General features: G+C 53.1%; 29 protein-coding genes and 4 tRNA genes. 4 read left to right on the top strand and 29 right to left on the bottom strand.

What is annotated here, in order from left to right; genetic code table 11:
- Positions 1-14: 14 nt before the first annotated feature.
- On the bottom strand, positions 15-992 hold the full coding sequence (locus H5U02_01860; GenBank protein ID MBC7341193.1) for an ABC transporter substrate-binding protein: 978 nt from the start codon (positions 990-992) through the stop codon (positions 15-17).
- 351 nt (positions 993-1,343) lie between these two features.
- On the opposite strand from H5U02_01860, the gene H5U02_01855 reads away from it, so the two are divergent.
- Positions 1,344-1,431, top strand: a tRNA-Leu gene (locus tag H5U02_01855).
- A gap of 136 nt (positions 1,432-1,567) precedes the next feature.
- On the opposite strand, the gene H5U02_01850 is transcribed toward H5U02_01855, so the two are convergent.
- The 4 genes from H5U02_01850 to H5U02_01835 are packed head-to-tail and all read right to left on the bottom strand — an operon-like array spanning position 1,568 to position 3,578.
- Positions 1,568-2,761: a site-specific integrase gene (locus H5U02_01850; GenBank protein ID MBC7341192.1), complete on the bottom strand. Its 1,194-nt coding sequence runs from the start codon at positions 2,759-2,761 to the stop codon at positions 1,568-1,570.
- Positions 2,754-3,029 carry a hypothetical protein gene (locus H5U02_01845; protein ID MBC7341191.1) on the bottom strand — a complete coding sequence of 92 codons (276 nt, stop codon included), beginning with the start codon at positions 3,027-3,029 and terminating at the stop codon, positions 2,754-2,756. The genes H5U02_01850 and H5U02_01845 overlap by 8 nt, the downstream gene beginning before the upstream one ends.
- Positions 3,030-3,041: 12 nt before the next feature.
- On the bottom strand, positions 3,042-3,281 hold the full coding sequence (locus H5U02_01840) for a hypothetical protein (GenBank protein MBC7341190.1): 240 nt from the start codon (positions 3,279-3,281) through the stop codon (positions 3,042-3,044).
- A 12-nt stretch (positions 3,282-3,293) separates the two neighbouring features.
- The gene (locus tag H5U02_01835) at positions 3,294-3,578 is read right to left on the bottom strand and encodes a hypothetical protein (GenBank protein ID MBC7341189.1); all 285 of its coding nucleotides are present in this window, start codon (positions 3,576-3,578) and stop codon (positions 3,294-3,296) included.
- Positions 3,579-3,709: 131 nt separating this feature from the next.
- Here H5U02_01835 and H5U02_01830 point away from each other — a divergent pair, with 131 nt between their 5' ends.
- On the top strand, positions 3,710-3,895 hold the full coding sequence (locus tag H5U02_01830; protein ID MBC7341188.1) for a helix-turn-helix domain-containing protein: 186 nt from the start codon (positions 3,710-3,712) through the stop codon (positions 3,893-3,895).
- Between the two features lie 8 nt (positions 3,896-3,903).
- Entirely contained in the window at positions 3,904-4,281 is a 378-nt protein-coding gene (locus H5U02_01825; protein MBC7341187.1) for a hypothetical protein, read from the top strand.
- Between the two features lie 82 nt (positions 4,282-4,363).
- Here H5U02_01825 and H5U02_01820 read toward each other — a convergent pair whose 3' ends face one another.
- From H5U02_01820 to H5U02_01750, 15 genes are all read right to left on the bottom strand, one after another.
- On the bottom strand, positions 4,364-4,969 hold the full coding sequence (locus H5U02_01820; GenBank protein ID MBC7341186.1) for a hypothetical protein: 606 nt from the start codon (positions 4,967-4,969) through the stop codon (positions 4,364-4,366).
- Entirely contained in the window at positions 4,962-5,732 is a 771-nt protein-coding gene (locus tag H5U02_01815; protein ID MBC7341185.1) for a hypothetical protein, read from the bottom strand. Before H5U02_01815 ends, H5U02_01820 begins: the two co-directional genes overlap by 8 nt.
- Positions 5,719-6,210, bottom strand: coding sequence for a hypothetical protein (locus H5U02_01810; GenBank protein MBC7341184.1), 492 nt, complete (start codon positions 6,208-6,210; stop codon positions 5,719-5,721). Before H5U02_01810 ends, H5U02_01815 begins: the two co-directional genes overlap by 14 nt.
- A 65-nt stretch (positions 6,211-6,275) precedes the next feature.
- Complete coding sequence (locus H5U02_01805; GenBank protein ID MBC7341183.1) at positions 6,276-6,923, bottom strand: hypothetical protein; 648 nt, start codon at positions 6,921-6,923, stop codon at positions 6,276-6,278.
- Positions 6,924-7,014: 91 nt separating this feature from the next.
- Entirely contained in the window at positions 7,015-7,194 is a 180-nt protein-coding gene (locus H5U02_01800; GenBank protein ID MBC7341182.1) for a hypothetical protein, read from the bottom strand.
- 191 nt (positions 7,195-7,385) lie between these two features.
- Positions 7,386-7,775: a hypothetical protein gene (locus H5U02_01795; protein MBC7341181.1), complete on the bottom strand. Its 390-nt coding sequence runs from the start codon at positions 7,773-7,775 to the stop codon at positions 7,386-7,388.
- Between the two features lie 302 nt (positions 7,776-8,077).
- Entirely contained in the window at positions 8,078-9,376 is a 1,299-nt protein-coding gene (locus H5U02_01790) for a DUF3987 domain-containing protein (GenBank protein ID MBC7341180.1), read from the bottom strand.
- On the bottom strand, positions 9,369-10,154 hold the full coding sequence (locus H5U02_01785) for a bifunctional DNA primase/polymerase (GenBank protein ID MBC7341179.1): 786 nt from the start codon (positions 10,152-10,154) through the stop codon (positions 9,369-9,371). Before H5U02_01785 ends, H5U02_01790 begins: the two co-directional genes overlap by 8 nt.
- A gap of 90 nt (positions 10,155-10,244) precedes the next feature.
- Positions 10,245-10,451: a helix-turn-helix domain-containing protein gene (locus H5U02_01780; protein ID MBC7341178.1), complete on the bottom strand. Its 207-nt coding sequence runs from the start codon at positions 10,449-10,451 to the stop codon at positions 10,245-10,247.
- An 86-nt stretch (positions 10,452-10,537) separates the two neighbouring features.
- Positions 10,538-10,954, bottom strand: a complete 417-nt coding sequence (locus tag H5U02_01775) for a hypothetical protein (protein ID MBC7341177.1) — start codon at positions 10,952-10,954, stop codon at positions 10,538-10,540.
- A gap of 526 nt (positions 10,955-11,480) precedes the next feature.
- Entirely contained in the window at positions 11,481-12,284 is an 804-nt protein-coding gene (locus H5U02_01770; GenBank protein MBC7341176.1) for a site-specific integrase, read from the bottom strand.
- Positions 12,285-12,372: 88 nt separating this feature from the next.
- Positions 12,373-12,738 carry a type II toxin-antitoxin system PemK/MazF family toxin gene (locus H5U02_01765; protein MBC7341175.1) on the bottom strand — a complete coding sequence of 122 codons (366 nt, stop codon included), beginning with the start codon at positions 12,736-12,738 and terminating at the stop codon, positions 12,373-12,375.
- Complete coding sequence (locus H5U02_01760) at positions 12,738-12,980, bottom strand: hypothetical protein (protein ID MBC7341174.1); 243 nt, start codon at positions 12,978-12,980, stop codon at positions 12,738-12,740. The genes H5U02_01765 and H5U02_01760 overlap by 1 nt, the downstream gene beginning before the upstream one ends.
- 187 nt (positions 12,981-13,167) lie before the next feature.
- Positions 13,168-13,386, bottom strand: a complete 219-nt coding sequence (locus H5U02_01755; GenBank protein ID MBC7341173.1) for a hypothetical protein — start codon at positions 13,384-13,386, stop codon at positions 13,168-13,170.
- On the bottom strand, positions 13,340-13,783 hold the full coding sequence (locus H5U02_01750) for a hypothetical protein (protein MBC7341172.1): 444 nt from the start codon (positions 13,781-13,783) through the stop codon (positions 13,340-13,342). Before H5U02_01750 ends, H5U02_01755 begins: the two co-directional genes overlap by 47 nt.
- 528 nt (positions 13,784-14,311) lie before the next feature.
- On the opposite strand from H5U02_01750, the gene H5U02_01745 reads away from it, so the two are divergent.
- Positions 14,312-15,694 (top strand): IS110 family transposase, encoded by a 1,383-nt coding sequence (locus tag H5U02_01745; protein ID MBC7341171.1) that lies wholly within the window; start codon positions 14,312-14,314, stop codon positions 15,692-15,694.
- Positions 15,695-16,494: 800 nt separating this feature from the next.
- On the opposite strand, the gene H5U02_01740 is transcribed toward H5U02_01745, so the two are convergent.
- The 9 genes from H5U02_01740 to H5U02_01700 form a co-directional block, all read right to left on the bottom strand.
- A complete protein-coding gene (locus tag H5U02_01740; GenBank protein ID MBC7341170.1) occupies positions 16,495-17,604 on the bottom strand; it encodes a saccharopine dehydrogenase NADP-binding domain-containing protein in 1,110 nt (369 codons plus the stop codon).
- A 49-nt stretch (positions 17,605-17,653) separates the two neighbouring features.
- Positions 17,654-18,256 (bottom strand): TetR/AcrR family transcriptional regulator, encoded by a 603-nt coding sequence (locus H5U02_01735; GenBank protein MBC7341169.1) that lies wholly within the window; start codon positions 18,254-18,256, stop codon positions 17,654-17,656.
- A 140-nt stretch (positions 18,257-18,396) separates the two neighbouring features.
- The gene (gene corA / locus H5U02_01730; protein MBC7341168.1) at positions 18,397-19,356 is read right to left on the bottom strand and encodes a magnesium/cobalt transporter CorA; all 960 of its coding nucleotides are present in this window, start codon (positions 19,354-19,356) and stop codon (positions 18,397-18,399) included.
- Between the two features lie 33 nt (positions 19,357-19,389).
- A tRNA-Gln gene (locus H5U02_01725) sits at positions 19,390-19,461 on the bottom strand.
- Between the two features lie 85 nt (positions 19,462-19,546).
- A tRNA-Thr gene (locus H5U02_01720) sits at positions 19,547-19,618 on the bottom strand.
- 45 nt (positions 19,619-19,663) lie between these two features.
- A tRNA-Pro gene (locus H5U02_01715) sits at positions 19,664-19,737 on the bottom strand.
- 136 nt (positions 19,738-19,873) lie between these two features.
- A complete protein-coding gene (gene ispD, locus H5U02_01710; protein ID MBC7341167.1) occupies positions 19,874-21,061 on the bottom strand; it encodes a 2-C-methyl-D-erythritol 4-phosphate cytidylyltransferase in 1,188 nt (395 codons plus the stop codon).
- Between the two features lie 32 nt (positions 21,062-21,093).
- Positions 21,094-22,092 carry a PIN/TRAM domain-containing protein gene (locus H5U02_01705; protein ID MBC7341166.1) on the bottom strand — a complete coding sequence of 333 codons (999 nt, stop codon included), beginning with the start codon at positions 22,090-22,092 and terminating at the stop codon, positions 21,094-21,096.
- A gap of 223 nt (positions 22,093-22,315) precedes the next feature.
- A complete protein-coding gene (locus H5U02_01700) occupies positions 22,316-22,798 on the bottom strand; it encodes a CarD family transcriptional regulator (GenBank protein ID MBC7341165.1) in 483 nt (160 codons plus the stop codon).
- Positions 22,799-23,038: the final 240 nt, after the last annotated feature.

Raw genomic sequence — 23,038 nt, 5'->3', positions numbered from 1 at the left:
ACTGAGCTACTTGTCTACTTGATCACGCGGTCTGCCTTGTCTATTAACTCCTGAGGTATCTTTACTCCCATGGCCTGAGCAGCTTTCAAGTTTAGAACCAGCTGAAAATCCTTTTGCTGTTCAATAGCCATACTAGCTGGTTTCTCGCCTTTGATTACCCTTAGAGCCATTTCTCCGGTCTGTTGCCCCAAGCGGTAGTAGTCGATGCCAATGGTAGCCAGCGCTCCTTTGTCGACTCCGCCAGCTTCGGCCACGACTACCGGTATCTTGTGCTGTTCTCCAACCTGGACTATGGAGGTTATCGCCGCTACAGCAGTGTTATCCGTGGGCACATAAATAGCATCCACGCGACCCACCAAAGACTGGGCGGCCTGCAGGACCTCATTGGTGTTGGTGGCTACAGCATCCACAAAGCTGAGGCCCATTTCTTGACCCAGGCTTTTGGCCAAGTTTACCTGGACCTCCGAGTTCTTTTCGCTGGTATTATAGACCACCCCAACCTTCTTAGCCGAAGGTACCAACTGCTTTAAGAGTTCGAGCTGCTCCTTTATGGGATTCATGTCAGTAGTCCCGGTAACATTGGTCTCCGGTTTCTCCAAGCTTTTTACCAAGCCTGCTGCCACCGGATCCGTGACTGCTGTAATTAGAATAGGGATGTCAGAGGTTTTGCTGGCGACTGCCTGAGCGGCAGGCGTAGCAATGGCTAGAATAAGGTCAACCTTCTGCCCTACAAATTGATTGGCTATGGTGCTAGCCGTGCTAGTATCAGCCTGGGCATTCTGGAAATCGACTTCCAGATTCTTCCCTTCTTCATAGCCGTTTTTCTTCAGCGTGTCCAAGAACCCTTGCCGAGCTGCATCTAGAGCCGTGTGCTCAGCCCATTGGATAATGCCCACTTTCACCTTCTCAGGTTGCTTATTGGAAGCAGACCCACAACCAAACATGCTCAAGCTCAAAAGCAAAATTGAAAGCACGACCACCCAACGCCTCATAAACCAGTCCCCCTCACTGATTTGTCGGCTTTTAACCGGACTATGGATTGGCAAATCAGGAAGGAATGTCTGAACTTTGGCAAGGGATGGCTAAGTCAGTTTAGAAGGGATTTCCTGCCCTATCCTGCCGTCCTGCTGCCCTATCCCCCGGTTACCTCGCCGTTCTACAGAAGAATTCTACTTTAGCCTCCTGAAACTGTCAACTAGCTGATTTAGCGATACGGGGTGCCAGCTGCTTACCTCCCAGCAGCAAAGGCCAGGATAGCTCGGGCCCACCGCCTCGTGACAACGCCCGGCGATCGTCGTTGACACTATTCCTTTCCTTTGCTAGAATATCTATCGAAAGGGAATGCGGCAGTGGCGGAACTGGCAGACGCGCTAGATTCAGGGTCTAGTGGGCATAGCGCTCGTGGGGGTTCAAATCCCTTCTGCCGCACCAGGAAAATCAAGGGCTTCAGCGTTCGGGCCAATTTCCGAAACCAGCACAAAAACAGCCTCAGTAATGCAGTTTTAATGCAGTTTTGGGCAAAAGAATAGCAGGGGTGGTGTCCCTGCTAATGTTAGCTAGGTGGTTTTTATCTTTGGCCTTGCGTCCTCGCAGGGCCTCTTTCTTTCCTCAGTAAGCCGTCCAATGTATGTGCCGCCCCTTCCTCTAGGCCAGGGGCAAGATGGCTGTATAGGTCAAGGGTCAAGGTAATACTGCTGTGGCCTAACCGCTCCTGGACCACCTTAGGATGCACTCCCCTTGCCAGCAAAAGGCTGGCATGGGTATGCCGAAGGTCATGCAGCCTCACCTTGGGAAGTCCAGCCTTAACCAAAAGCCTCTGAAAATGCTTAGTGAATTCTGAGGGGTCAAGCGGGGTGCCGTCCTCCCGACAGAATACTAACCCATTGTCCTGGTAGGCTGGGCCAAGCATCAGTCTCTCCTGGTTCTGCCGGGCCTTCCACTTCCTTAGCTCCCGGATTGCGTCATCGGTCAGGGTAACGGTTCGCCTGCCGCTCTTGCTCTTGGTGGTGTCCTGCAGGAAAAGGCCTTCCTTCAGCGCCAGCAATTCCCGCTGGACAACAATAGCGCCATGCTCCAGGTCTATGCTGTCCCAGCACAAACCTAAAAGTTCTCCCCGCCTTAAGCCGGTGGTAGCCGCAAGCACATAGGCCGGAAACAATCTGTCATCCTTGGCCGCTTCAAAGAAGATAAGCAGTTCCTCTTCGGTCAGGGGTCGAATGGGTCTGCTTTTGGCTACCGGCGGGCTGGTGGCATCAGCAACATTGCGGGGCAGAAGTCCCTCCTTGACCGCCTGTTGCAGGGCCTCCCGGATTATGGTATGGAGGTAGCGCACCATCCTGGTTGACAGGCCGCCTTTGCCATCTGCTCTACCCCTTTCCAGCTTCTCGTTGTAGAAAGCCTGCAACATATGGGCCTGTAGCTTTGCCAGCGGGGTTTTGCCCAAAGCAGGCTTGATGTGGGTATCAATCAGCCTTTCGTAGCTCTCGAAAGTGCTTGGCTTTAACTGCCCCTTCTTTCCAGCAAGCCAGCAGTCCAACCACTCAGCCAGGGTAGTCTTTACAGGTTCAACATAAGTGCCAGTCCTGACACTCCGCAAAACCTCAGCCATCTTGTCGGCAACTTCCTTCCGGGTTCTGCCATAGAAGCTCTTGCGCCTTGGCCTCCCCGTTTCCGGGTCATAGCCAACGGTTACTTGGCCTGCCCAAGTGCCATCAGACCGCTTGTAGATGGTTCCTTCACCATTGCCCCGCCGCTTAGCCATCTTTTCTTCTCCCCTCAACCAGGAGCAAACGCTCTAGCTCCTTTCTGGAAAGTCCTCGAAGCCGCTGGATAAACAGGTAACCGAGAACAGCTATTTCAGACTTCAGTCCCGCTCCCATTGCAACCTCAAGGCATTCTTTCGGGGATGCATCCCAATCTAGCGGGTTCCGAAGCTGGTCCCAAAGTATGGGCCGTATGGCTGGGTCGGTAAGCAAAGACTCTGCCGCTCGCTCATAGCTCTCGATAATCTCTCTAGCCGATGGATTCATTGCCTCTTCCTCCTAAAACGGGTTATGATTGAAGATAACCACCTTACCGGTAACCGGGCTGTCATAGGCAAGGCTTTTAGCTACTCCATGCAGGGTATGGGCCACGGCAAGGTAAAGCCAAACAGGAGCGGGGCCGGTAAGAACCACATCATTGCCGCTCCCGGCCAATTCCTTGGCCTTGCTGGTGTACTCTGCCAACTGGTCCAGCTTGGCGGTATCGCCGTAAAGAGACTTGATGTCAATGGTAACCATCCTGCTTCCTCCCTAGGCTTCCTCCGGGGCTTCCCCGAAGGCTTCTTCGTACCCAAGCTCATGCTCCGGCAGTTCCTCGTACATGGCCTTGGCGTATTCCTTGGACACGGGCTCAATGTAGTCCCGCTCCCCCTGCCAGCAGGTGGTATGGTGCAGGAAAAGGTTCCCCTTGGCCGTCCGGTAAAGATAGGTATTCCTGCCGTTCCTCTCAAAGTTTCTCCCGTCCCAGTAACGGTCGTGGGCCACCAGCTGGGCCTTTTTCGTGTCGTACAGCTTGCCGTCAACAATCTGCTTCATTGCCTCTTCCTCCCTTGGTTCAGAAGTGTTTACTTGTGTATAATAGTGTATATCAGTAACAGCGGAATGTCAAGTACTTCATTGTGCAGAAGTGCATTTAAGGGTACAATACTGCTTGGAGGGGAATAGCAATGGAAAACTTTTATACGCCGCAAGAAATTGCCCAGAAACTTAAGATTGATATACGAACACTTTATCGATGGATAAGGGAAGGCCACCTAAAGGCCGTTAAAATAGGTCACTTCTGGCGAATCTCCGAATCCGAATTAAACCGTCTATTGAAAGGTGAAGAACAGAAACAAGAAGTAAAGGAGTAATGCCAAATATGGGTGAGATGATAACGCTTCGGTGTCCTAAATGCGGGTTAAATAGCGGTATACTGTGTATTGGGTGGGGCTGGTCTCGCCAATGCTATGGCGTGGTCTGGTGCCCCAGGTGCCAGAAGTTTACTACCCCTATGGTGGCTCGCGATGAAGACTTTACTTGGCCAGAAGGAGCTAACCAAACTGCTACCAGTTTTGAAACCGTCTTTCTCCTGGATGACCGGAGCATAGCCTGTCCGCCCGATTACGCCAATCCTGATAAACCCCGAACCCGCTGCTTGAATTGCTGCCAGGAAGTACCTCTCTTTGATACGGAAAACATGCCTTGCCCACTATGTGGCACTAAGATGGAAGAAGAAGTAATTGGACTTTGGGACTAACTGCTTGATGGGTAATCTAGTGGGCCTCCCGCACGCCTGCATTTGCGGGCTTTTGCGCCTTCGCAATGCAAAAGTAATGCATTCACCAGCCTGCCGGCTTAGGGACTGGGGTCATCCTCTGGCACTTCTCCCCATACCAGCAGGCTAGGGCCGCTGCCAATACCAGGTCGTCATGCACACCCTCCCGCCAGGCTTCATAGCTGTCATGGGCCGTCTTGACGTTGATTTTCACCTTGAAGTTCAGCAGTTCCTCCACCAAAAGCCGGGCATCAGCCAATTCCGCCGCCACCTTAAGCCTCCCGGTCTGGAATAGCACCTGAAGGGTAGTTACCAGGTCACGCTTAGGGACATGGTAGCCGCCGTCACCGCTGCTTGCGGAATTCCCCCCGGTAATAGTGATTGCCACGGGCCTAAGTCCTGCCTTCCTGAACATATCCACCACCGGGGCACCCACGCCGGTTTTATCCACCACCAGGGCCGTCCGGTTTATTAGCTGGTTAGACTGCATCAGGTTCTGTACCCGCTCCACAATGGCCGGGTAGGGAGTACCCAGCTTGGGCCGCTCCAAGTGCCGGATATGGTATTCATCCGGCTTCGCCTCGTAACGGAAAACTTTCCGCTCCACCACCGCCAGGGCCGTATAGTCCTGAGCCTGTCCCAAGTCAAGGCCAAGGAAGAATTTATACATTGCCTGCACCTCCGAACAAGGGTTCAATTTCCCCGCTTATGGCCGCCATCACCTGGTCGTAAGTAAAAACCTGGTCAACCGTTTCCACAAATTCGCAAAGGTATTCCTGCCTAAACCACCATTCACCGAGGGCCTGCCGCTCTTCCTCCAGAAACTCCGGGCTTATCCTAGGGCATTCATGGGCCGTTATCTGTATCCGTTCCCAAGTGTCGCTGCCTTCAGTCCACTCCTTGAAGAAATGGCCTCGCTTGCCGAAGGGGGTTGACATTAGGATTAGCCTGCCGCCTGATACTGCCAGCATGGGCCGCACCGCAAAGTAAAGGTCATCGGGCACCCTAGCCGCCTCATCCTCAATAATGAGACTGGCACCGCTAAAGCCTCGAATAGTTCCTTCGCTGCCGGGCAGGGAAACTATCCGGCTTTTGTTCTTCATGGTTAAGGACAGCTTGTTATCCTCTACAAGTTCGGGCTGCTGCTCTGCTGGTAACGCCTTCAGCAAGTCCTGTGCCTTGCGGAAAAGCTCGCTTGATTGCCGCAAACTGGGACTTACCAGCAGCACCAGGGAGGAAGGGTAAAATATCGCCCTATGCAGGGCCAGGATTGCCGCCGTTGTCGATTTTCCGCTTTGTCGTGAACAGTTTAATAAAAGCCGCTTACCGCTCCACCTTAACGCCTGCTCCTGCCAGGGGTCAGGGGTAAAACCTAACGCTTCCCTGGCGAAAATAACCGGGTCTAACGCTTGTGCCAGGTCACTTACCAGCATTGCTTTCCACCTCCCGCAAGGCCTGGGCAAGTGCTAGCCTGGCCTCCGGGAAAGGCTCCAGGGCCGCCAATATCGCTGCTCGTAAGGATAGCCATTGCGGATTAATCAGGACGTTGACGGTAGTCCGTTCCTGTAACTCTCCCTGCAGCTTTGCCAGTAGTTCCAGGCACCCTTTTGCTTCCCGCACACCCTGCAGGGCCGTCCGCAAATCTCCGGCCTGTTCTGCTTTGGCAAGGATGGAAAGGGCCTTGTCCCGCAGTTCGGTAACTTGGTCAAGAAGGGTATCGGCTTTGGCTATCTCCTGGGCTTCCTGGGCCTTCACCAGGCCGGCAGGGACATGGTCTTTATGCCGATGCAGGGCCGTTTTGGAAACGGAAAATTGTCCCGCTATGTCCCGTAATGGGACGCCGCCTAGTAGGGCCGCGTTTATTTCGTCCGCTCGTGGGTGTTCGCATATGGAGCATTTCCGGGCCATCATATCACCACCTTAAGGGGATGTTCCCCAGGGCAGCCAGCGAAGGCCACCCTGGGCACCACCCAGCCTTACCACCGGCCAATGACGTCGTCGGTGTTCATGTGGAGCAGGTCGGATATAAGCCGGGCCTCAACAACACCATCCTTCGCTTTGACGTAAACCGTGTTAAGGTCAGCACCGTAAACATTGGCTTTCTGCAGGTCTTGCTCCGCTTGCTGGTATTCAGGGTCAGCCTTCCAGGGCTCATAACTGTGATACCGCTCTTGGGCCTCAAGCCTTACCCGGTCAGCCAGGTTGTCCATGCCCCGGCTCCTAAGCTCGGCTTGAAGCAAATCTAACTCATCTAGGCTGGCTACAGTCCCGGTCTGGATATACTTCAACGCCTCGGCCTCCAGTTCTTCCTTCCCCATGGCTTTAAGCCTAGCCTGGGTACGCTGGAAGGCCAGCAGTTGGGCCGAAGGGTCACCTACCGGGGTCTGCCTGTATTTGCTCTCAATCTGGCCCATCTTGCCCTGGAGTTCTTTCTTCAGGTCGGCAAACCAGTCTCCCACTTCCTTCTGAAGTGCCTCAATCCCCGTCTTGCGCTCCTTGGCGATAAAGTCAGGAGTGTAGCTCCCCGACATCTGGAGCTTGTTAATCATCTGCCTCCTGGTCTCCGCTTCCTGTAGGATTGACGCTCCGAATTGGTGAATCCTGTCTTCAATTGTCTGAGCCATTTTATTCAACCTCCCATTGCATCATTATTGCATCCGGCCTCTCTTTGGCCTTGGTACTCCTTGGTTTCAGCAACGCCACCTGATTGTGCTATCAAGTGTTCGGTCTCACCTCCCTGCCTTTACCCGGCCTCTGTGCCCGCCGCATCGCCCGGATATGTGCCTTGCCTCTTTTGATGCCCCGCTCCCAAATCTCGGGCCGGGCCTGGAGTGCAGTCATTACCTCACCCGGCGTTAGGACCACCAGATGGTCGGGTAATCTCAGGAAAATCATTGGGTCCACCTCCCGAACGCTCGCTTTTAAGCGACTTGACGGCTTCGGCCAGTCGGTCAACCGCCTCGGCCAGGGCCTTTTATGGCATCAACAACCGTGGTTGCCCGCCCTCTTGAGCCAAGGGCCTCGATTAGCTCATGAACCACTTCATAGCTTGGGCTTCGCCGCATATGTCTCACCTCCCGTTTTTGCTACCTTTTTTGCACCTCTTTTGTACCCTTTATGCCTCCGGCCAGGGCAATGAGCCTATCCCTCTCACTAGGCGCAAGCGGTCTCTGGACCACCTTGCCGCCAAACTGCTTCTTGGCTTCGTGCAGGAAGCGAAGCTCCTGGGGTCCTACCCTGGGTGGCTTGGCTAGCTCCCGCAATTCCTCCAGGGTATAGACAGCGGCCATATCGCTTCCTGGTGGAGTTATGCCGTCCTTCGCTATCAGGACGGTCTCACCAAGCGTCTCTGAGTGCATGGCAAACCAGCCTTGGGTTGCCAGAAGCCTTTTGCCCTGGGTTACAAAGTCGGTTTGGGAGCGGGGTTCCTGCTCCGTCTTTCTAGGCACCTGCTGGGCCATCTCCAAATAACCCATACTCCACCCCCCTGGGTTTTGTCGTATTTGTCGTAACCGCCTATCGGCTGAAAGCCTTGAGCCATGGGGTTTGTCGTTGATGTCGTTTTTGTCGTACCTTCTATAACTTTTCTTTAGCGGAAAGGGCTGGGTTACTGCCTACCAGTACCCTTCCGTCCTTTGCATCGGTCAAAAGGTCTCTTGGTCCTTCCGCTTGGCCTGGATAAGCCATGTTTCGGTAACCCCCTCCTTGGCTGAGACCACATATTACGGTTACGACAAAAACGATACATACGACATTGCTTATTTTTCAAGCCTTCCGCCTATGGGGGGTCAACGACAAAAGGCGACAAAAGCCTAGCAACCAGTTTTTGGGCTGGACGCCCCCCTGTGCTGGGACTTTCCCTCCACTCGGCCAAGCCGAAGTCTACGAGCATCCCCGCCACCCGGCTCATTTCTTTGGCCGATAGATTTCGCTGGAATAGGTCCCGTATCTCCGTCTTGGTCATACCCTCTGGTTTTTTGCGAAGCGCCTCCCATAGCTTGTCGGCATTGGGGTCACCCAGCGATTCGTCGAAAATAAACCTGGCTGAGGCTTCGCAAAAGTCCCAAAGGGCCAGGGCCGCTTCCAGATGCTCCCGCCTTATGGCTGGACTTAGGTCTAAAAGCGCATAAATCAAGGACAACCTCACTACCTGGGGGGCCGCCCGTGCTATCATTGCTCCCAAGAAACCGGGCTTCTCCCTCGTAAGCGCCTCATACACATGGTGCCAAACTTCGCGGGCTTCTTCGTCTCGTTGTAATTCCCCAGCGGTCTTCCCAAACTCTATGGCCTCCGCCAGCCTTCTAAGTTCCGGGCCAAAATCCACCGCCTGGATATTGCCGCCATCCGGGAGGACCTTAGACCGCTTTACGCATACCCATAAAAAGCGGTTGCCGAAACCACTTGCCGCCTCGGTAGTCTTCAAGTAACGAACCAGTTCATGTTTGCTTATATGACCAATAAGGCTTATGTGAGCATCGGTTGCTTTAGCCGGGCTATTCTTGGTCATAATCCGAAGGGGCTCTCCGTCCCATGCGGCTCTTAGGGTAGGCGACAATGTGTTTCCTTCCCGCTCCATAACCTTTAATACGCTGGCAAGCTCGGGCTGGTAGGCCAGTAACCGCCTGTCTGCCACGCCTTCATCGTCATCTTCTTGGTCGCGCACCTGCCAAATTAATCCTTCGCCGCTGGACAGGCCGGTCATAATCCTTTGCTCCCAGTCAGGAGCCACGGTTCTGAAGAACCTCCGGCAATGTCCCCAGGCAGTGCCCTTGCGTCCTCCGCTGGTTACACCTACCAGGGCAATGAAAAGATTAGGATAGTGCTTGTCCGCTTCAACCGTGCAGAAAGCACCTCGGCCTACGGCATTTCCGTATGCCGCCAAAAACTGCACCAGGATACCTACCGGGTCGGCCTCCGTATGCGGTTCCAGTTTCCTTATGAAGTCTCCGGCAAGGCCAAAAAAAGCCTGTGGCTTTGGGGGGTCCGGCCAGGGTGCTATCCGAAGCTCGGGCTCCGGCTCTGCTGGCCTATCTTTCTGTGCCAAGAGGCTGGCAATTCCTACAAGCTCCCTAGGCATCTTGCCTCGCCTCCCTTTGCCGCCGCTTAGCTTCAAGCCGGGCTACCGAATCTACAGTTGTGACTATCTCATCATCGTCTAGCGGGGGCCTGCATTTCACCTGGTTCCAGGCCAGGCAAAGCTCCAGGACCACCCATGGGTCAACATACTTGCGAAGTAGGTGCCCCGCCAAGGCCGCTATGGAGTTGTTCCGCTGCCCTTCGGTTACTCCCTCGCTCACCAGCTTCCGCCAGTCCTCAACGCTTCGGCTCAATCCTTGGGGCCGCTCGGGTTTTAGGATTGCCACCAGCCAGGCCGGGAGCGGGGCCAACTCAATCTCAAAGAGAGCGAGGCCTGTTACCCATTCGTACCGCTTCCCGGAAGGATGGAGACTTGGCGGGGCCAACACATACCCGCCATCGCCTCTAAAATCCAGGCCGGGTAGCTTGCGAACAAAGTTCTGCACCGGATAGCCGGGGTGCCGGAAATAATAATGGAGGCCGCCTCCGCCAGTTCTCGCACAAGGAGTTGGTGGCAGGGGCTTACCGCGCAGGGTGGCCAAGCCTTCTCTGCCGTCCGCGTCTAGGACTATTAACTGGTTGATTTCACCCGTCAGCAAGCCGATGTTGGCCTTGGGCCACCGCCTCCACCACGCAGTTATTTCTTCGCTTGTTGGCTTACGATGCTGGAGTTCTTCCCATCGAACGAGGGGCTTTTTACTACGGGCAACCGGAATGATTGCGAATCCTTGCTTGTAGTATTCATAAGCAAATTGTGATATACTTACCTCAGAAGCCATCTGCTTTTGCTCCTTTTCCTGCCCCGGCCAGTAACCGGGGTTTTTCTTTGCATTAAAACTGCATCATGCGCCCGCAACTCCTTGCCCTCCCTACCTTTCAGCGCCTGCACCAGATTGACGGTCAAGCCACCGTTCCAGGGCAACCTTTGGAATGATAATCCGCTTACCAATTCTAACAGCCGGAAAATCCTCCCGCCGGGCCAGGTAGTAAGCGGTAATAGTGTTTATCCCCAATAGCCGGGCAACCTCTGGCACCGTATAGGTTAGCCGCTCGCTCGAATTAACTGCCTGCTTCATGCCAATCGCCTCCTTAAAGTTTTTGGGCAATAAAAAAGGCCGCCTGGGTTTTCAGGCAGCCTTGAGTCGTCTTTAGGTTTTTGTCTTTAGCCTAGCGTTTTCAGGTAGTACATTTGCAAAACCGTCCAGTAAACCTTAGCCTGAGAAACAAGCAGCGCATACCTAAGCTTCTCCGCCTCACCTTCTCTAACAAACAGCCTGGCAAACTCCTCCGCCTCCACCTTCTCGAAAAGGCTAAAATCCTCATCGTTGCTCGCTACAGAAGCAAAAAACTTCCTGGCACCTAGCACCTTTTCCTTCTTCCATCCGTGTTCCCGCATAAGCTCCACTGCCGCCGCCGCTTCCGCTACAGCATGTTCCGGGAAGCTCGCCTTCACCCCCTTGCCGCCACTCCGTTGCTCAGGGGCCGTAACCAAACCCCCCTTTATGTAGTTCGTCAGGGTTCGACGGTCAATCCCTAATCCCCAGTCCCTAAGCTTCTTAAGAAGTTCGTCCGGGGTCATCCTCCACCCAATCCCCCTTGCTTTGGGTTTGGCTCGACAGGAGGCAAGTCTGGCGTTCTCCCATACCTCTTGCCAGAAAAGCCTTTCTGCACCGCTAAAAATGGGCATACGTACCCCGCCTATACTTGGAAACGTGCTTTCTGGATTAATTATATCAGTTCGCGTTGGTCTGTCAATAGTTTTTTAGCCTCCATATGAAGAAGTAGTTTAGAGTTAAAACAACGGCCAATAGGCCGCCTCCGGGTTACTGCAGTAATGCAATTCATAATGCAAATACGGTTAAAAAGCATTAAAATGGGTTAAACCAACAGGAAGGCTATGCCAGCAGGAAGGCCAAAAAACCTTGATTTTGCTGGGGTTTTGGCACTAGGCTAAACTGGATTAAATGAAGATAGTGAGATTCAGGGTCTAGTGGGCATAGCGCTCGTGGGGGTTCAAATCCCTTCTGCCGCACCAGAAGAATCAAGGGCTTCAGCGTTTGCGGCTGGAGACTAGTTTAACGTCATTTTGTCGGGATACTACAACGTTACAACAACCTGTGGGCGTTGCCGCTAGCGCTATGCGCAGCCGCCAGGAGGCGGTCCTGACGGCTGTAAGCGCTAGGTTTTGTGCTTCTTCTAGTTCCCTTCCTTGGGGTTCTCAGGGAAGGGTTCTTTTTCTCTCCTAAAACATCGTTGAGAACGTTCACTGCTTGGTACATCATTGGAGGCATCACGTGGCTATAGGTGTCCATGGTTACAGAATAGTCGCTATGCCCCATAAGCTCCTGCACCACTTTCGAATGCACCCCGTACTGCAGGAGCAAGGTCGCGAAGGTGTGCCGGAGAGAGTGGAGAGTAACGCCCGAAAGCAGTTCAGCCTTTTCCGCCAGCCTTTTGAAGTGGTGGTAAAACGTCCTCGGCTTTAGCAGAGTCCCGTCCTCCTTGGCAAATACCAGTCCGCTGTCATGATAGGCTTCGCCCAATAGCAACTTTTCCTGGTTCTGTCGGACCTTCCACCGCTTTAGCTCGGGCAAAACGGCCCTGGGCATCGGCACAGTCCGCCAGGAAGTCTCATTTTTAGGGGGCTGGTACAGCAGGTTGCCCTTTACCTGTCCTATGCCTTTCATTACCCGCAAAGTCCCGGCTTCCAGATCGACGTTTTGCCAGCGCAAGGCAAGAAGCTCGCTACGCCGGAGGTCAGTCCCGAGATCCAGCAAAAAGGCTGCATAGAGGCGATGGCCTCTAGCGACATCCAGGAACTGCCGTACCTGCTTCTCAGCGAGAAACTTCGGGTCAGGTTTCTTCTCCGGAGGCAGCTCCACGTCCTTGGCAACGTTCCTGGCTACCAATCCTTCCTTGACCGCCACCCCTTGAATGGGTTACTAGAGAAGACATTGAGCTCAAAAAGGAGGAGAACTCCCAAGGAGATGGCAAGGCTTAATCAGAAAAGAGCCTCAGCAGGCTGTCTCGAATGGGCTTAAAGGCCGCCTCTTCCAGGGTGCCCAGGTAGGCCCTTACGCGCCTAATGTCAACTGCCCGTACCTGATCGACCAGAGCGGTGGAGACCCTGGGAAGCCCTCCAGTCCCTGGCGGCAGGGTCTGGTATAAAGAGGGATTTTTCTTGGCCCAAGGACCACTTTGCGTAGTCAGGGGGACTACGATTACCACAGGGTAGCGTACAGGCCCCTGGGGGATGCCAACCGCAACAGCCGGTCGAGTTCCTTCCTGCTCGTGCCCGTGGGGGTACTGGGAGGGAAGGGCAATAAGCAAGATATCCCCCGGGGCCACCCGATTCGCGGCCACTACTTCTTGCCCCCTTCTACAACCAAGCCAACGCCAGGCTGATACCGCACCGGTTTTCCCTTAGGCGGGCCCTCCGGACCCCAGTCATACGGGGGAAGCTCCCCTAAATCGGCTTCCAGCCAGGACCGGTCTTCGGCCTCAGCCTTCTCTAACACGAACTCTAAAAACCTTTTCACCGCGGAGGTTTCCTTCTCCGGCAATGCCTCCACCAGCCGGTGTAGCTCGTCCTTAGGCACGCCCACGGGTTTACGCCTCCTTTAGAATACTCCCACTATGGATATTATAGCCTGATCCTATGCCAGCCTCTAGAAGAAAAACGTCAACAGCATCGTGCAGAATGTCCCCGATTTTGGCACAAACCAGACGGGTAATGTTTTATTACCGGTCTGGTTTGAACCGCTTACGCTGGTATCGACCAGCACCGCCATTCTATCCATTAGGTTCCCCAGCCAGGTAATGGTCGTGCCGCTCAGATAAATCAGGGGGACCTTCAAAAGCCCCGGCCAGCTTAAGCAGGCTGGTCCCGGGCCATTTACGGTCTTTTTGCTTGATCCCCTTAACCTTCTGGGCAGCTCTGAGGAGCTTTTCCGCCTGCCCCTCATCAAGGCTTTCTACAACGCGAAGCAGTTCCTCCTTGGCAGTAGTCATAAACTCTCACTCCGATCGCACCGATCAGTTGCCCTGCTGTTGACAATATTGTACCTAAAAAGCCTGAATAGCACACATCTTCTTTCTGCCGCGCCGCCGATTTTCCTACAACAGCCGTATAGGTGGGGTGGCTGGCCCCGGGCTCGGCAATGTAGCTGTCATCGTAGGTCTTTGACTCGTCAAGCTGCATGGCCCTCCAAGTAGCGGAGAGCTCCTTGCCTCCGGTCTGAGTATCGTCTAACTGGTAAAGGTAGTTCCTGGCCAGCACCGGGCAGGGCAGGGGCTCCGTTCCCACTGGCTCGGTTGTCACCGGGTCGTAGACCCATGTAAAGCCAACCATAGCCGATCCCGCCAACAACAATACTCCCGCCAACACTACCGCTAACAACTTCTTCATGGTCATACCTCCTCGTATTAAGATTAAATCGCAACCCAATAGGCTCTTTGAAACCTTCATACATCTAGGTTCCAGGACCCATAGGCCTCAGGTTTTTGGGTGTGGGAGCATCTTCTTCATCAGCCCCCGCCGCCGGGCCTGTGGGTATGTGGGCAACGCGGAAGCGTTGTCCAAGCGGCTGTGGACCCTCTGGGCAACCCTTGGCGATAGCTACAAGGTTGGCTCAAAGGAGTCTGGAACAAAGATGCTGTTTTTTGGCCAGCCGAGTTGTCCAGAAGTCCACAGCCGCGGCATATCCACAGGCCTTTACAGGGTCCTGGGTTTCGGGCATGATGGTCCCTGGACATAGGGGAAGCACAGTTCCTCCTTGTTGCACTTCGGTGACTTCTTGAAAAGAGCGTGCCCCCTGGCCCGGCCGGTACTTCTGACGCGCAGTTTGTTTCTTAGAATTCTAATTGAAGCGAGGGTGTTGATCTGGCCGGGCTTAAGGGACCCTTATGCCCAACTAATCCTAAGGTGGTGATGAACTTGTCAAGACGCTTGTTTTGCGGCATCGATGTCAGCCTTACGGAAAACCAGCTGTTTGTGATGGACGGCGACGGCCGGGCCGTGGGCAAGACCCGGAGGTTTCCCAACAATCTTCCCGGCACCGCCAAGATGATAGAGCACCTATGTGGGCTCATGGAGAACTCCGGGTTTGATGCGCTTTCAATCGGCATGGAGGCTACCTCTTTATACTGGTTTCCGCTGTTTTGGGCGCTGAGAAACGACGAGCGCCTCCTTGGGGCCCAGGTCCTGGCCTTGAATCCCAAGCTGGTCCAGGGGATCCGCAAGACCTATGCCGACATGGACAAGACCGACCCTATTGACGCTTCGCTGATCGCCGACCGGCTCCGCTTCGGCCGCCTGAGCGAGCAGCACCTCCCGGACGAGGACCTATTGGCCCTCGAAAGGCTGACCCGCTTCCGCTACCACCTGGTTCAGCATCAATCCCAGCTTAAGAATTACCTTCAGTCCCTTTTGTTTTTGACCTTTAGCGAATGGATGCGGGCTAGACCTTTCTCGGACCTGTTCGGAGCTTGTTCCGGCCAGCTTTTAAAGCTGTTTGGCTCGGCTAAGGACATGCGGTCCTTATCCCTGGAGGAGCTTAAGGCCTACCTTTTAAGGTTTAGCCGCAACCACTTCAGCCACCTAGAGGAAAAGGCCGAGACTGTCCTTCGGGCGGCCCAGGACTCCTTTTTTATACCCCCGGTGCTGGCCAAAGAGGTCCACTTCATAGTCAAACTCGCCCTCAATGAATTGGAGCTTGTAGACAAGCTCTTAAAGCGGCTGGACAAGCGCATTGCCAAACACCTGGCCGGGATCCCCCAGACGCTCACCTCCATCCCGGGCATCGGGGCGGTGCTGGCAGCGGACATATCCGAAATCGGCGATATCTCCCGCTTTAGCGGCCAGGAAAAGCTGGCCAAGTTTGCCGGGCTCACCTGGAGGAAGCGCCAGTCCGGCGGCTTTAACGGGGATATTACCCCCATGACCAAGACCGGCAATCCGTACCTGCGTTACTACCTGATCCAGGCGGCTCAATGCCTGGTGATGCATAACCAGGAGTACCGGGAGTACTATGCCAGGAAGGCCAAAGAAACCCCTCGCCATTCCAAAAAGCGAGCGCTGTCGCTCACCGCACGTAAGCTGGTGCGCCTCGTCTATGCCCTTTTGTCTAAGGGAGTGCTCTACCAAGCCGAGGGCGCCAGGCAGGAGGTGAATGCTAAGGTTCTCGATCCTACGGCCCAAAACAGGCGGGGTATAAAGGCCGTCCGGAGAAAAGCGAAGACCAAACGGTCGCCGCATACCCCAAAGAACTCTGCGAAGCCGCAGGAACATGCGCGGGGTTACCCAGCAGTCAACACGTAAGGTCTTCGCCTAGCCTTAATCTACCAAAGGGCGAAAGACTCGTCAACACGCTTACGCGGTGCGCCCCGACATTTTCTGTCGCCCAAAGGAGCCTTCTTTTGTGGGCTTATTCCTGTGCGCCCATTTTGCCAAAGAGCAGCGATCTTATGGCCAGGATCAATCGCAAAATTTCCTTGCAGAACTACTTGACTTTCACCGCAGTCTTATCTGGAAAAGTATGGTATATGTGAAGCTCCCGCCAAGCGGGAGACGTAATGCCCAAAAGCCTTGCGCGGCAAAGGCTCAAACGCGAAGTGTCCACCCTGTTGATCCTTGGTATTAGGAACGGCTTAGGAGTGCCTCCGAATCCAGGGCTCACGTGAGCCCTGGTCTTTTTGAGGTGCAAAATAGCCGGGCGTGATAGCCCGGCTATAAAAAGTTATTTGCAACAAAAAACCGCCAAGGTCTCACTTGGCGTGGCATAGAAGCATAGGCCAAAAAATCTAGCATATGGCGCTAATAAAACTCCGAGGTTACTACAACCAGTCCAACTACCCAGGTGCAGATGGACGTCGCGTAATAGGGTATGAGAAAGCGCGGAAACGGCGGGAAAGCTTGCAATCCCTACATCGGGTAACAGCACATGGACTTCACAAAGCAGCCTGCAGGAAATTCAGGGTCTAGTGGGCATAGCGCTCGTGGGGGTTCAAATCCCTTCTGCCGCACCAGAAGAATCAACAGCTCCGGGGCTTATAGGTTGATGCGACCGGCTCCCAAAAAAGGACCGCCAGGGGTAGCGCCCCTGGCGGATATAGTTGTTTCTAGTTACTCTCCCGGAGGATCTCTATCCCCCGCTTTTGTAGCTCAGCTAAGAATTTATCTGGGTCTACTGCTGCCTCGGGAGCAAAAGCTCCACGCCTGGTAATCTCTCCCCTGCCCAACATCAGAGCACCAACAGCCAGTGGCAGCCCAGTCAGGTCAGCCATGGGAGCCCGAGCCTGGTAGGAAATGGTCTTCTCAACACCGTCCTTAAAGCCTATGACATCAACTCGGATAGCGGACCTAGTCTCCTTGCTTGGCAGCAGCATTTCTCCAAAAGGCAGTACAACCTTCAACAACCCGCCCAGAATATCCTTGGTATCCTCGCTGCCGGTAAAACCGCTATTACCTACAAGAACTGCCAACTCGTTCAAGAAGTGATCGGTTAGTCCACCCTTAAGGGTTACTGTCTTAAGGCTCTCTATATAGCGAGGAATGGTCACCGGTTCGGGGTGGCCAACATGGAATTGAGTTACATCGCCTAGATCAGCAAAATTTACTACCTGCCTGCCAGATCCAGCCTTGACATTCACCCATTCTCCGTTTTGGTATGAGGGGATTTCCCCTACGAAGATATGCAGCGTATGCAGGATGACAGCTAAACCGGTTGGTCCGAGAGGACTGCCTGCCCAATAGATATGTATGTGCTCAGCTCGATCTAGTTCTCGAACAGCTTTGAGGGCAAGCATATTACTAAGGCCCGGCGTCCAGCCCATGCCAGTTAGTATAGTCTGCTGATTAGCTTGGGCTTCCTCATCCAACGTGAGTATCTGCTGCACGGCATCATAATCATCACAAATGTCTACTAGGTGAAGACCTTTGCCGATGACTCCCTTGGCTATTTTTTGGCCAAACTTGTAGAAGGGCCCAACGGTGCTAGTAGCAATATCATGGCCTTCCAGGGCTCGCTCAAGGGTTTCGGGCACGTTGACATCAATGTGCACAACTTCGACCTTATTGCCAACTTCAGCATTGATCTCCTCCGCTAGGCTTTTGGCCTTAAACAGATTAATATCGGCTATGGTAAGCTTTTCAACATCAGCCTGAGCTGCAAGATCCTTAACTGCTCGGCTACCCATTTCCCCGGCTCCGCCTAAGCAGACGATCCTCACCAAAAACCCTCCCCGGTTAATTTTTTGCGCCAACTGAACTCCAAGAGTACTAACTACCCATACCGTTACCCTCTTCAATCACCCCTCTCACGGCTAGCTCCAGCACCTGACCAATCCTCTCCGGCTGCACTCTACCTTCGTCGATCAAGTACTGGATACTAAAACCGTCAATCAAGGCTAAAATAACAGAGGCCAAGGTAAACCCGTTGTTACCAAGCTCAGGGCGCGGATAGTAGAGCTCCCCCAACCCGATGGCTATTAATTCTCTCCACTCCTCATACTTCTGGCGAAACCGTTCCAGCAAATTCTGATTTCGAGATAGTGCTTCGTGAAGCAACAATAGATTCAGGCTGGCCAAAGGTTGATCGCAAGCAAACAATTCTAGCAATAATCGAAAAACCTGACTTGGGGCGACCGAGGGCACATTTTTGACCTCTTTAAGAAAGCTGAAGAACATACTTGTGTATTGGGCAAAGCAATCATCTAACACTTCAAAGAGAATCTCATCTTTGCTGGGATAGTAATAAAAAAGAGTTCCTTTGCTGATGCCTACTGCTTTGGCAATCTCGGCAAGCGTTGTCAACTTGGCACCCTTTTTACTAATCAGCCTTTTAGCTACTTCTTTAATCAAAGTCCGCTTATCGCTGTCCATACAATTACAACCTCGCAAGTATCGGTCGGCCAACCGACCGACATCATCCTACTATTACCAGATCTTTCTGTCAATATTTTTGCTAGCAATTGATAAAATTATGTTCAATTTTACCTGACCCTACCTAACCTAAAAGCAATTTAAATCCACCCTTTCCGGTGAAAGTAATACAGCAAAGAGGATACAATCACCCCCATGCCTGCTAAGACTACGTAATAGCCATAACGCCAATGCAGTTCTGGCATATGTTGAAAGTTCATACCGTAAATACCGGTAATCACGGTTAAGGGCATAAGGATGGTAGTTATGACCGTGAGCACCCTGACGATTTCGTTAGTGCGATACGAAGACAAAGAAAGGTGGGCTTCAAGCAGGTCATGAAACCGATCATAGTAATTCTCATACAAGTCGGCGATCCGTAAAAGCTCCTCGTTTAGCTCCGCCAGGCGGGTGTGAGTTTGGCGGTCAAAATACCTGCCATCCTCGTGCAACGATAGGCTATGTAAGACTTCTGCATTGGGCATCAGGCACCGATAATACCCGCCCACTTGCTTTCTCAACTTGAATACCTTGTTCAATCCAGTTCGGTCGGGGTGAGCCAGTACTCCCTCCTCCAAGCGATCTAGCTTGGCCTGGTTTTCTTCTAGACTAGAGAGAAAAAGGTTAACGCTTTCCCCAAGAATCCCGGCTACTACTTTACCCATACCTTGGGCAAGAAGCTCTGGGTGGCGCTTCAGTTTGGCCTTAATCTCGGAAAGAAATGGCGGTGTCGTTTCGCGGACAGTTAGAAGCAAGTTGTTTCGTATAATGAACTGCCAAGGATGAATGGAATAGCTCTTACCCGTTGTTGGCACGTAAAACCCAAACATGTCGAAGTCTTCGACCGATTCAATCTCGACCTTCCGATCTTGCCTACGCCACTTTAGATCAAAGAGTTGCTCGGGAATGCCTACCTGAGAGGATAAATAAGACACTTCCTCTGCTTGCGGGTTCTCCAGATCCAACCAGCAGTGCAATCGCCCTTGCTGAAGCAGCTGAACAGCTTCGGCTAAACCGACGATTAACCCCCGATCAGGACTGAATGCTATGCAATCTATCATTGACAGGTTTTCTCCTGGAATGAAATAAAAAGGCTGGGGCGGGAGGATTCGAACCTCCGAATCATGGATCCAAAGTCCATTGCCTTACCGCTTGGCTACACCCCAACGCTACTCTTAAACTAGTCTATCCCTCTTGCTGGCCCTCAACTCTAACCGTAGCCAGTGCACCATCTATTATAACCCATTAGGGAGCCGATGAGGAGACTCGAACTCCTAACCTGCTGATTACAAATCAGCTGCTCTACCGTTGAGCTACATCGGCGACCAACGAGCCTACTGACCCTAGCCTCCGCCAAAAGCCTAGAGGTCGGGGCGGGGAGATTTGAACTCCCGACCCCTTGGTCCCAAACCAAGTGCGCTACCAAGCTGCGCCACGCCCCGGGTGCAACGTTATTATAGTAAATCACCGGTCCACCGTCAAGCCAGATGGCAAGGCTGGTTAGGGCCACAAGGCTTCCAGGCTCAAGTCTGTATATGCTAACTATCATAGCAATTGGCCGAAGTTGCCCCACCGTAGTTAGCGCACTAAGGTAGCAACCGCATGGACAGCAATCCCTTCTCCCCGCCCGCAAAAACCCAGGCCTTCGCTAGTAGTTGCCTTTATGCTGACTTGCTGCTCAGTTATTCCCAGCACCTGTGCCAAGACCTTGCGCATCTCGCCAATGTAAGGCGCTAAACGCGGGCTTTGAGCTACTATCACCGCGTCGATGTTGCCTACTCTCCAGCCTTCGGTCTCGATTAGCTCGCGAATCCGCTTTAGTAAGGTCATGCTGCTTATCCCCGCATAGGCAGGATCCGTATCGGGAAAATGTAGACCCAAGTCACCCTGGGCGCAAGCTCCAAGCAAAGCATCGCCTAAGGCATGAGCTAATACATCGGCATCGGAATGGCCATCCAACCCTCGGTCGTAAGAGATTTTGATCCCCCCCAGGATCAAGGGCCTCCCCGCCACCAAGGGGTGAACATCATACCCCAAACCTACTCTAAAATTGTTTGCAAAGGCTTGTCCCATAAGAACCTCAGCTATAGCTATATCCTCAGGAGTAGTCACTTTCAAGTTTCTATAGCTTCCCATTACCAAATCAACCGGAACCCCTAAGCGTTCTACCGCCGCAGCATCGTCAGTAACCTCGATTCCTTCCCTCTGGCATTGCTCATAGGCCCGCCATAGCAACTCATACCGAAAGGCCTGAGGAGTCTGCGCCGCCCAGAGCTTTTCCCTGGGCAAAGTACCCCCGATTTGGACTGAGCAACTAGCCTCGGTGGTCACTTTGATGGTGTCCTTCACCGGAACCGCAGCAATAGCTGCGCCACTTTCTTTGGCAGCGGCAATAACCCGGCTGAATAACTCTGGCGGAGCTAAAGGTCGAGCACCGTCGTGAACTACCACTATTTCCGTCTCCGGCCTGATCGCCCTAAGGCCAAAAAACACGGAATCTTGCCGCCGTGGCCCTCCAGGTATAATAGCTCTAACTTTTTCTCGCCATGCTTCCGTCTCTTGTGCGCCCAGCTGAGTATACCCCAGTATCTCACGCCAAACTAGCTCTTCCTCGCCGCTTCCAACCACTACAACTATCTCATCAACATGTGGGCAAGCACCTACGGCCATTAAGGTGCGGGCCAACATGGGTTGGCCCGCCATAGGGACAAATTGTTTATTATATCCAGCTTTCAGTCGTTCCCCTTTTCCGGCCGCGGCTATAATAGCAGCTACCGGTCCATTTCCAGATCTGGCGGCTAGGTCAGCCACTGATAGTCGCCCCGTTCGCTGGTCCGCGCATGCGCTTGGGCCTGAGCAGTGGTTGAGTTTGCGTGACTAGCTACTCCCCCAGCTCGTTTCTCGCTGACTTTGGGCCGGGCAAAGATCATGCGCCCAGCCTGAGTCTGCAGCACGCTGGTAACCATAACAGTAATGGTCTGGCCCAAATACCTGCGCCCATTTTCCACCACAATCATGGTGCCATCATCCAGATAGCCAACCCCCTGGCCCACTTCTTTGCCCTCCTTAATTACTTGGACCACCATTTCTTCGCCAGGAAGCACCACCGGCTTAACCGCATTGGCCAGCTCATTAATGTTAAGCACCCGCACCCCTTGCAGCTCTGCCACCTTATTGAGGTTGAAATCATTGGTGAGAATAGGTGCTCCTAGCTCCTGGGCTAGGCGTACCAGTTTCGAGTCTACCTCAGATAGGTCCTCATAATCAACTTCGACAATCTGCACCCGAACGTCCTCTTCTTTACGAATTCGGTTTAGGATATCCAAACCTCGGCGACCGCGATTGCGTTTGAGGAGATCGGACGAATCAGCAATATGTCGCAATTCCTCTAAAACAAAACCGGGCACTACCAGGGTGCCCTCCAAAAAACCACTGCGGCAGACATCTGCTATTCTGCCGTCAATAATGACACTAGTGTCTAGCACCTTGAATCGTTGGGACCTAGAAGCTTTTTCTTTCTCCTTATCCCGAGGTCCCCAGCGAGGAATGGAACCAAGCAGAGAAGCAAGGTCCTCCCGTTTTTTAAGGCCAACACTGAAACCAACATACCCGCAGAAGATATTGAAGACCACCGGAAGATAGGGTCCAATCAGCGGAACTCGAGAAAATGGTGCCCCAAATAGGTTAGCTATTATTAAGCCAAGAATAAGTCCGATTACCCCGCTCAACACGTCAGCGGTCGGGGTTTTATGTAGCCAACCCTCCATTTTCTGAGTCGTAATTTGGACCAGCCGCATTACCGCCGGGGCTAACAAAAAACCTCCTAGCCCACCAGCAACCGTACCAATACCTACCAATGACCACTTGAGTCCGGGCCCAACGCCACCATACCAAATACTTACAGCCCATAGCGAGCTCTCAAATCCGATGCCGGCCACCAGTAAGGCTATAAACCAGCGCGCGATTTTATAAACCACGCTATCACCTCCTACCCCATATTTTCCCTGTAAATGATCTCGCTTATACCATTGCAGCCTCCAGCCATGACTCGACTTCTTCCCTTCCACCCCCTTTGGCCAATACCAATTCACTGATAAGAATGTGTCTTGCTGTCTCTAGCATGCGCCGTTCCCCGGTAGAAAGCCCCTTCTGTCGCTCCCGAACTGAGAGGCTACGCACTACTTTAGCCACCTCAAAAATATCGCCGCTCTTCATCTTCTCCATGTTGGCTCGGTAGCGGCGATTCCAGCTGTTTATCGGCGCAGGGTCTATACCCCCCTCTTTTAGCACCTTTAGCACCTTAGGTATTTCTGAGCTTCTGATTACCGATCGTAACCCCACCTCGTCCACATTGTCCACCGGTACCATTACCTTCATATCGCCAAGAGGCATCCTTAAAATGTAATACTTCCGGCATTGTCCCAATACCTCTTTTTCTTCTACTGCCTCAATTATCCCTGCCCCGTGCATAGGATATACCACTTTGTCGCCGACGTTAAACAACAGAAGTACCTCCTAAGCTTTGTTGTAATCATTATAACAAAGCCTGAAAGGGGTGTCAAAAAAGTTTATGCTAGCACACGGGGTAAGATCGCGTCAATAGGCAAACTAACTGAGCTATTTGCGTTGTGGACGTTTTTTCGTCTGGCCGGATAAAGCTTATGCCAATGCGACGTGTTTTCCAGGCCATAAGATAATGTTCCGGGGCGGGTTTTAGCGTAAATAACCGCCGTGCCCTCTGCC

The organism is Clostridia bacterium, from assembly GCA_014360065.1.
Lineage (GTDB): Bacteria > Bacillota > DSM-521 > Neomoorellales > JACIYF01 > JACIYF01.
The sequence above is the reverse complement of the archived record's forward strand: the minus strand, read 5'-3'. Positions and strand labels throughout refer to the sequence as shown.

What these genes read in the sequence shown, in the direction of transcription:
- H5U02_01860 (MBC7341193.1), bottom strand. Translation starts at nt 992, where the DNA reads ATGAGGCGTTGGGTGGTCGTGCTTTCAATTTTGCTTTTGAGCTTGAGC.
- H5U02_01850 (MBC7341192.1), bottom strand. Translation starts at nt 2,761, where the DNA reads ATGGCTAAGCGGCGGGGCAATGGTGAAGGAACCATCTACAAGCGGTCT.
- H5U02_01845 (MBC7341191.1), bottom strand. Translation starts at nt 3,029, where the DNA reads ATGAATCCATCGGCTAGAGAGATTATCGAGAGCTATGAGCGAGCGGCA.
- H5U02_01840 (MBC7341190.1), bottom strand. Translation starts at nt 3,281, where the DNA reads ATGGTTACCATTGACATCAAGTCTCTTTACGGCGATACCGCCAAGCTG.
- H5U02_01835 (MBC7341189.1), bottom strand. Translation starts at nt 3,578, where the DNA reads ATGAAGCAGATTGTTGACGGCAAGCTGTACGACACGAAAAAGGCCCAG.
- H5U02_01830 (MBC7341188.1), top strand. Translation starts at nt 3,710, where the DNA reads ATGGAAAACTTTTATACGCCGCAAGAAATTGCCCAGAAACTTAAGATT.
- H5U02_01825 (MBC7341187.1), top strand. Translation starts at nt 3,904, where the DNA reads ATGGGTGAGATGATAACGCTTCGGTGTCCTAAATGCGGGTTAAATAGC.
- H5U02_01820 (MBC7341186.1), bottom strand. Translation starts at nt 4,969, where the DNA reads ATGTATAAATTCTTCCTTGGCCTTGACTTGGGACAGGCTCAGGACTAT.
- H5U02_01815 (MBC7341185.1), bottom strand. Translation starts at nt 5,732, where the DNA reads ATGCTGGTAAGTGACCTGGCACAAGCGTTAGACCCGGTTATTTTCGCC.
- H5U02_01810 (MBC7341184.1), bottom strand. Translation starts at nt 6,210, where the DNA reads ATGATGGCCCGGAAATGCTCCATATGCGAACACCCACGAGCGGACGAA.
- H5U02_01805 (MBC7341183.1), bottom strand. Translation starts at nt 6,923, where the DNA reads ATGGCTCAGACAATTGAAGACAGGATTCACCAATTCGGAGCGTCAATC.
- H5U02_01800 (MBC7341182.1), bottom strand. Translation starts at nt 7,194, where the DNA reads ATGATTTTCCTGAGATTACCCGACCATCTGGTGGTCCTAACGCCGGGT.
- H5U02_01795 (MBC7341181.1), bottom strand. Translation starts at nt 7,775, where the DNA reads ATGGGTTATTTGGAGATGGCCCAGCAGGTGCCTAGAAAGACGGAGCAG.
- H5U02_01790 (MBC7341180.1), bottom strand. Translation starts at nt 9,376, where the DNA reads ATGCCTAGGGAGCTTGTAGGAATTGCCAGCCTCTTGGCACAGAAAGAT.
- H5U02_01785 (MBC7341179.1), bottom strand. Translation starts at nt 10,154, where the DNA reads ATGGCTTCTGAGGTAAGTATATCACAATTTGCTTATGAATACTACAAG.
- H5U02_01780 (MBC7341178.1), bottom strand. Translation starts at nt 10,451, where the DNA reads ATGAAGCAGGCAGTTAATTCGAGCGAGCGGCTAACCTATACGGTGCCA.
- H5U02_01775 (MBC7341177.1), bottom strand. Translation starts at nt 10,954, where the DNA reads ATGACCCCGGACGAACTTCTTAAGAAGCTTAGGGACTGGGGATTAGGG.
- H5U02_01755 (MBC7341173.1), bottom strand. Translation starts at nt 13,386, where the DNA reads ATGACTACTGCCAAGGAGGAACTGCTTCGCGTTGTAGAAAGCCTTGAT.
- H5U02_01750 (MBC7341172.1), bottom strand. Translation starts at nt 13,783, where the DNA reads ATGAAGAAGTTGTTAGCGGTAGTGTTGGCGGGAGTATTGTTGTTGGCG.
- H5U02_01735 (MBC7341169.1), bottom strand. Translation starts at nt 18,256, where the DNA reads ATGGACAGCGATAAGCGGACTTTGATTAAAGAAGTAGCTAAAAGGCTG.
- corA (MBC7341168.1), bottom strand. Translation starts at nt 19,356, where the DNA reads ATGATAGATTGCATAGCATTCAGTCCTGATCGGGGGTTAATCGTCGGT.
- H5U02_01705 (MBC7341166.1), bottom strand. Translation starts at nt 22,092, where the DNA reads ATGCGGCTGGTCCAAATTACGACTCAGAAAATGGAGGGTTGGCTACAT.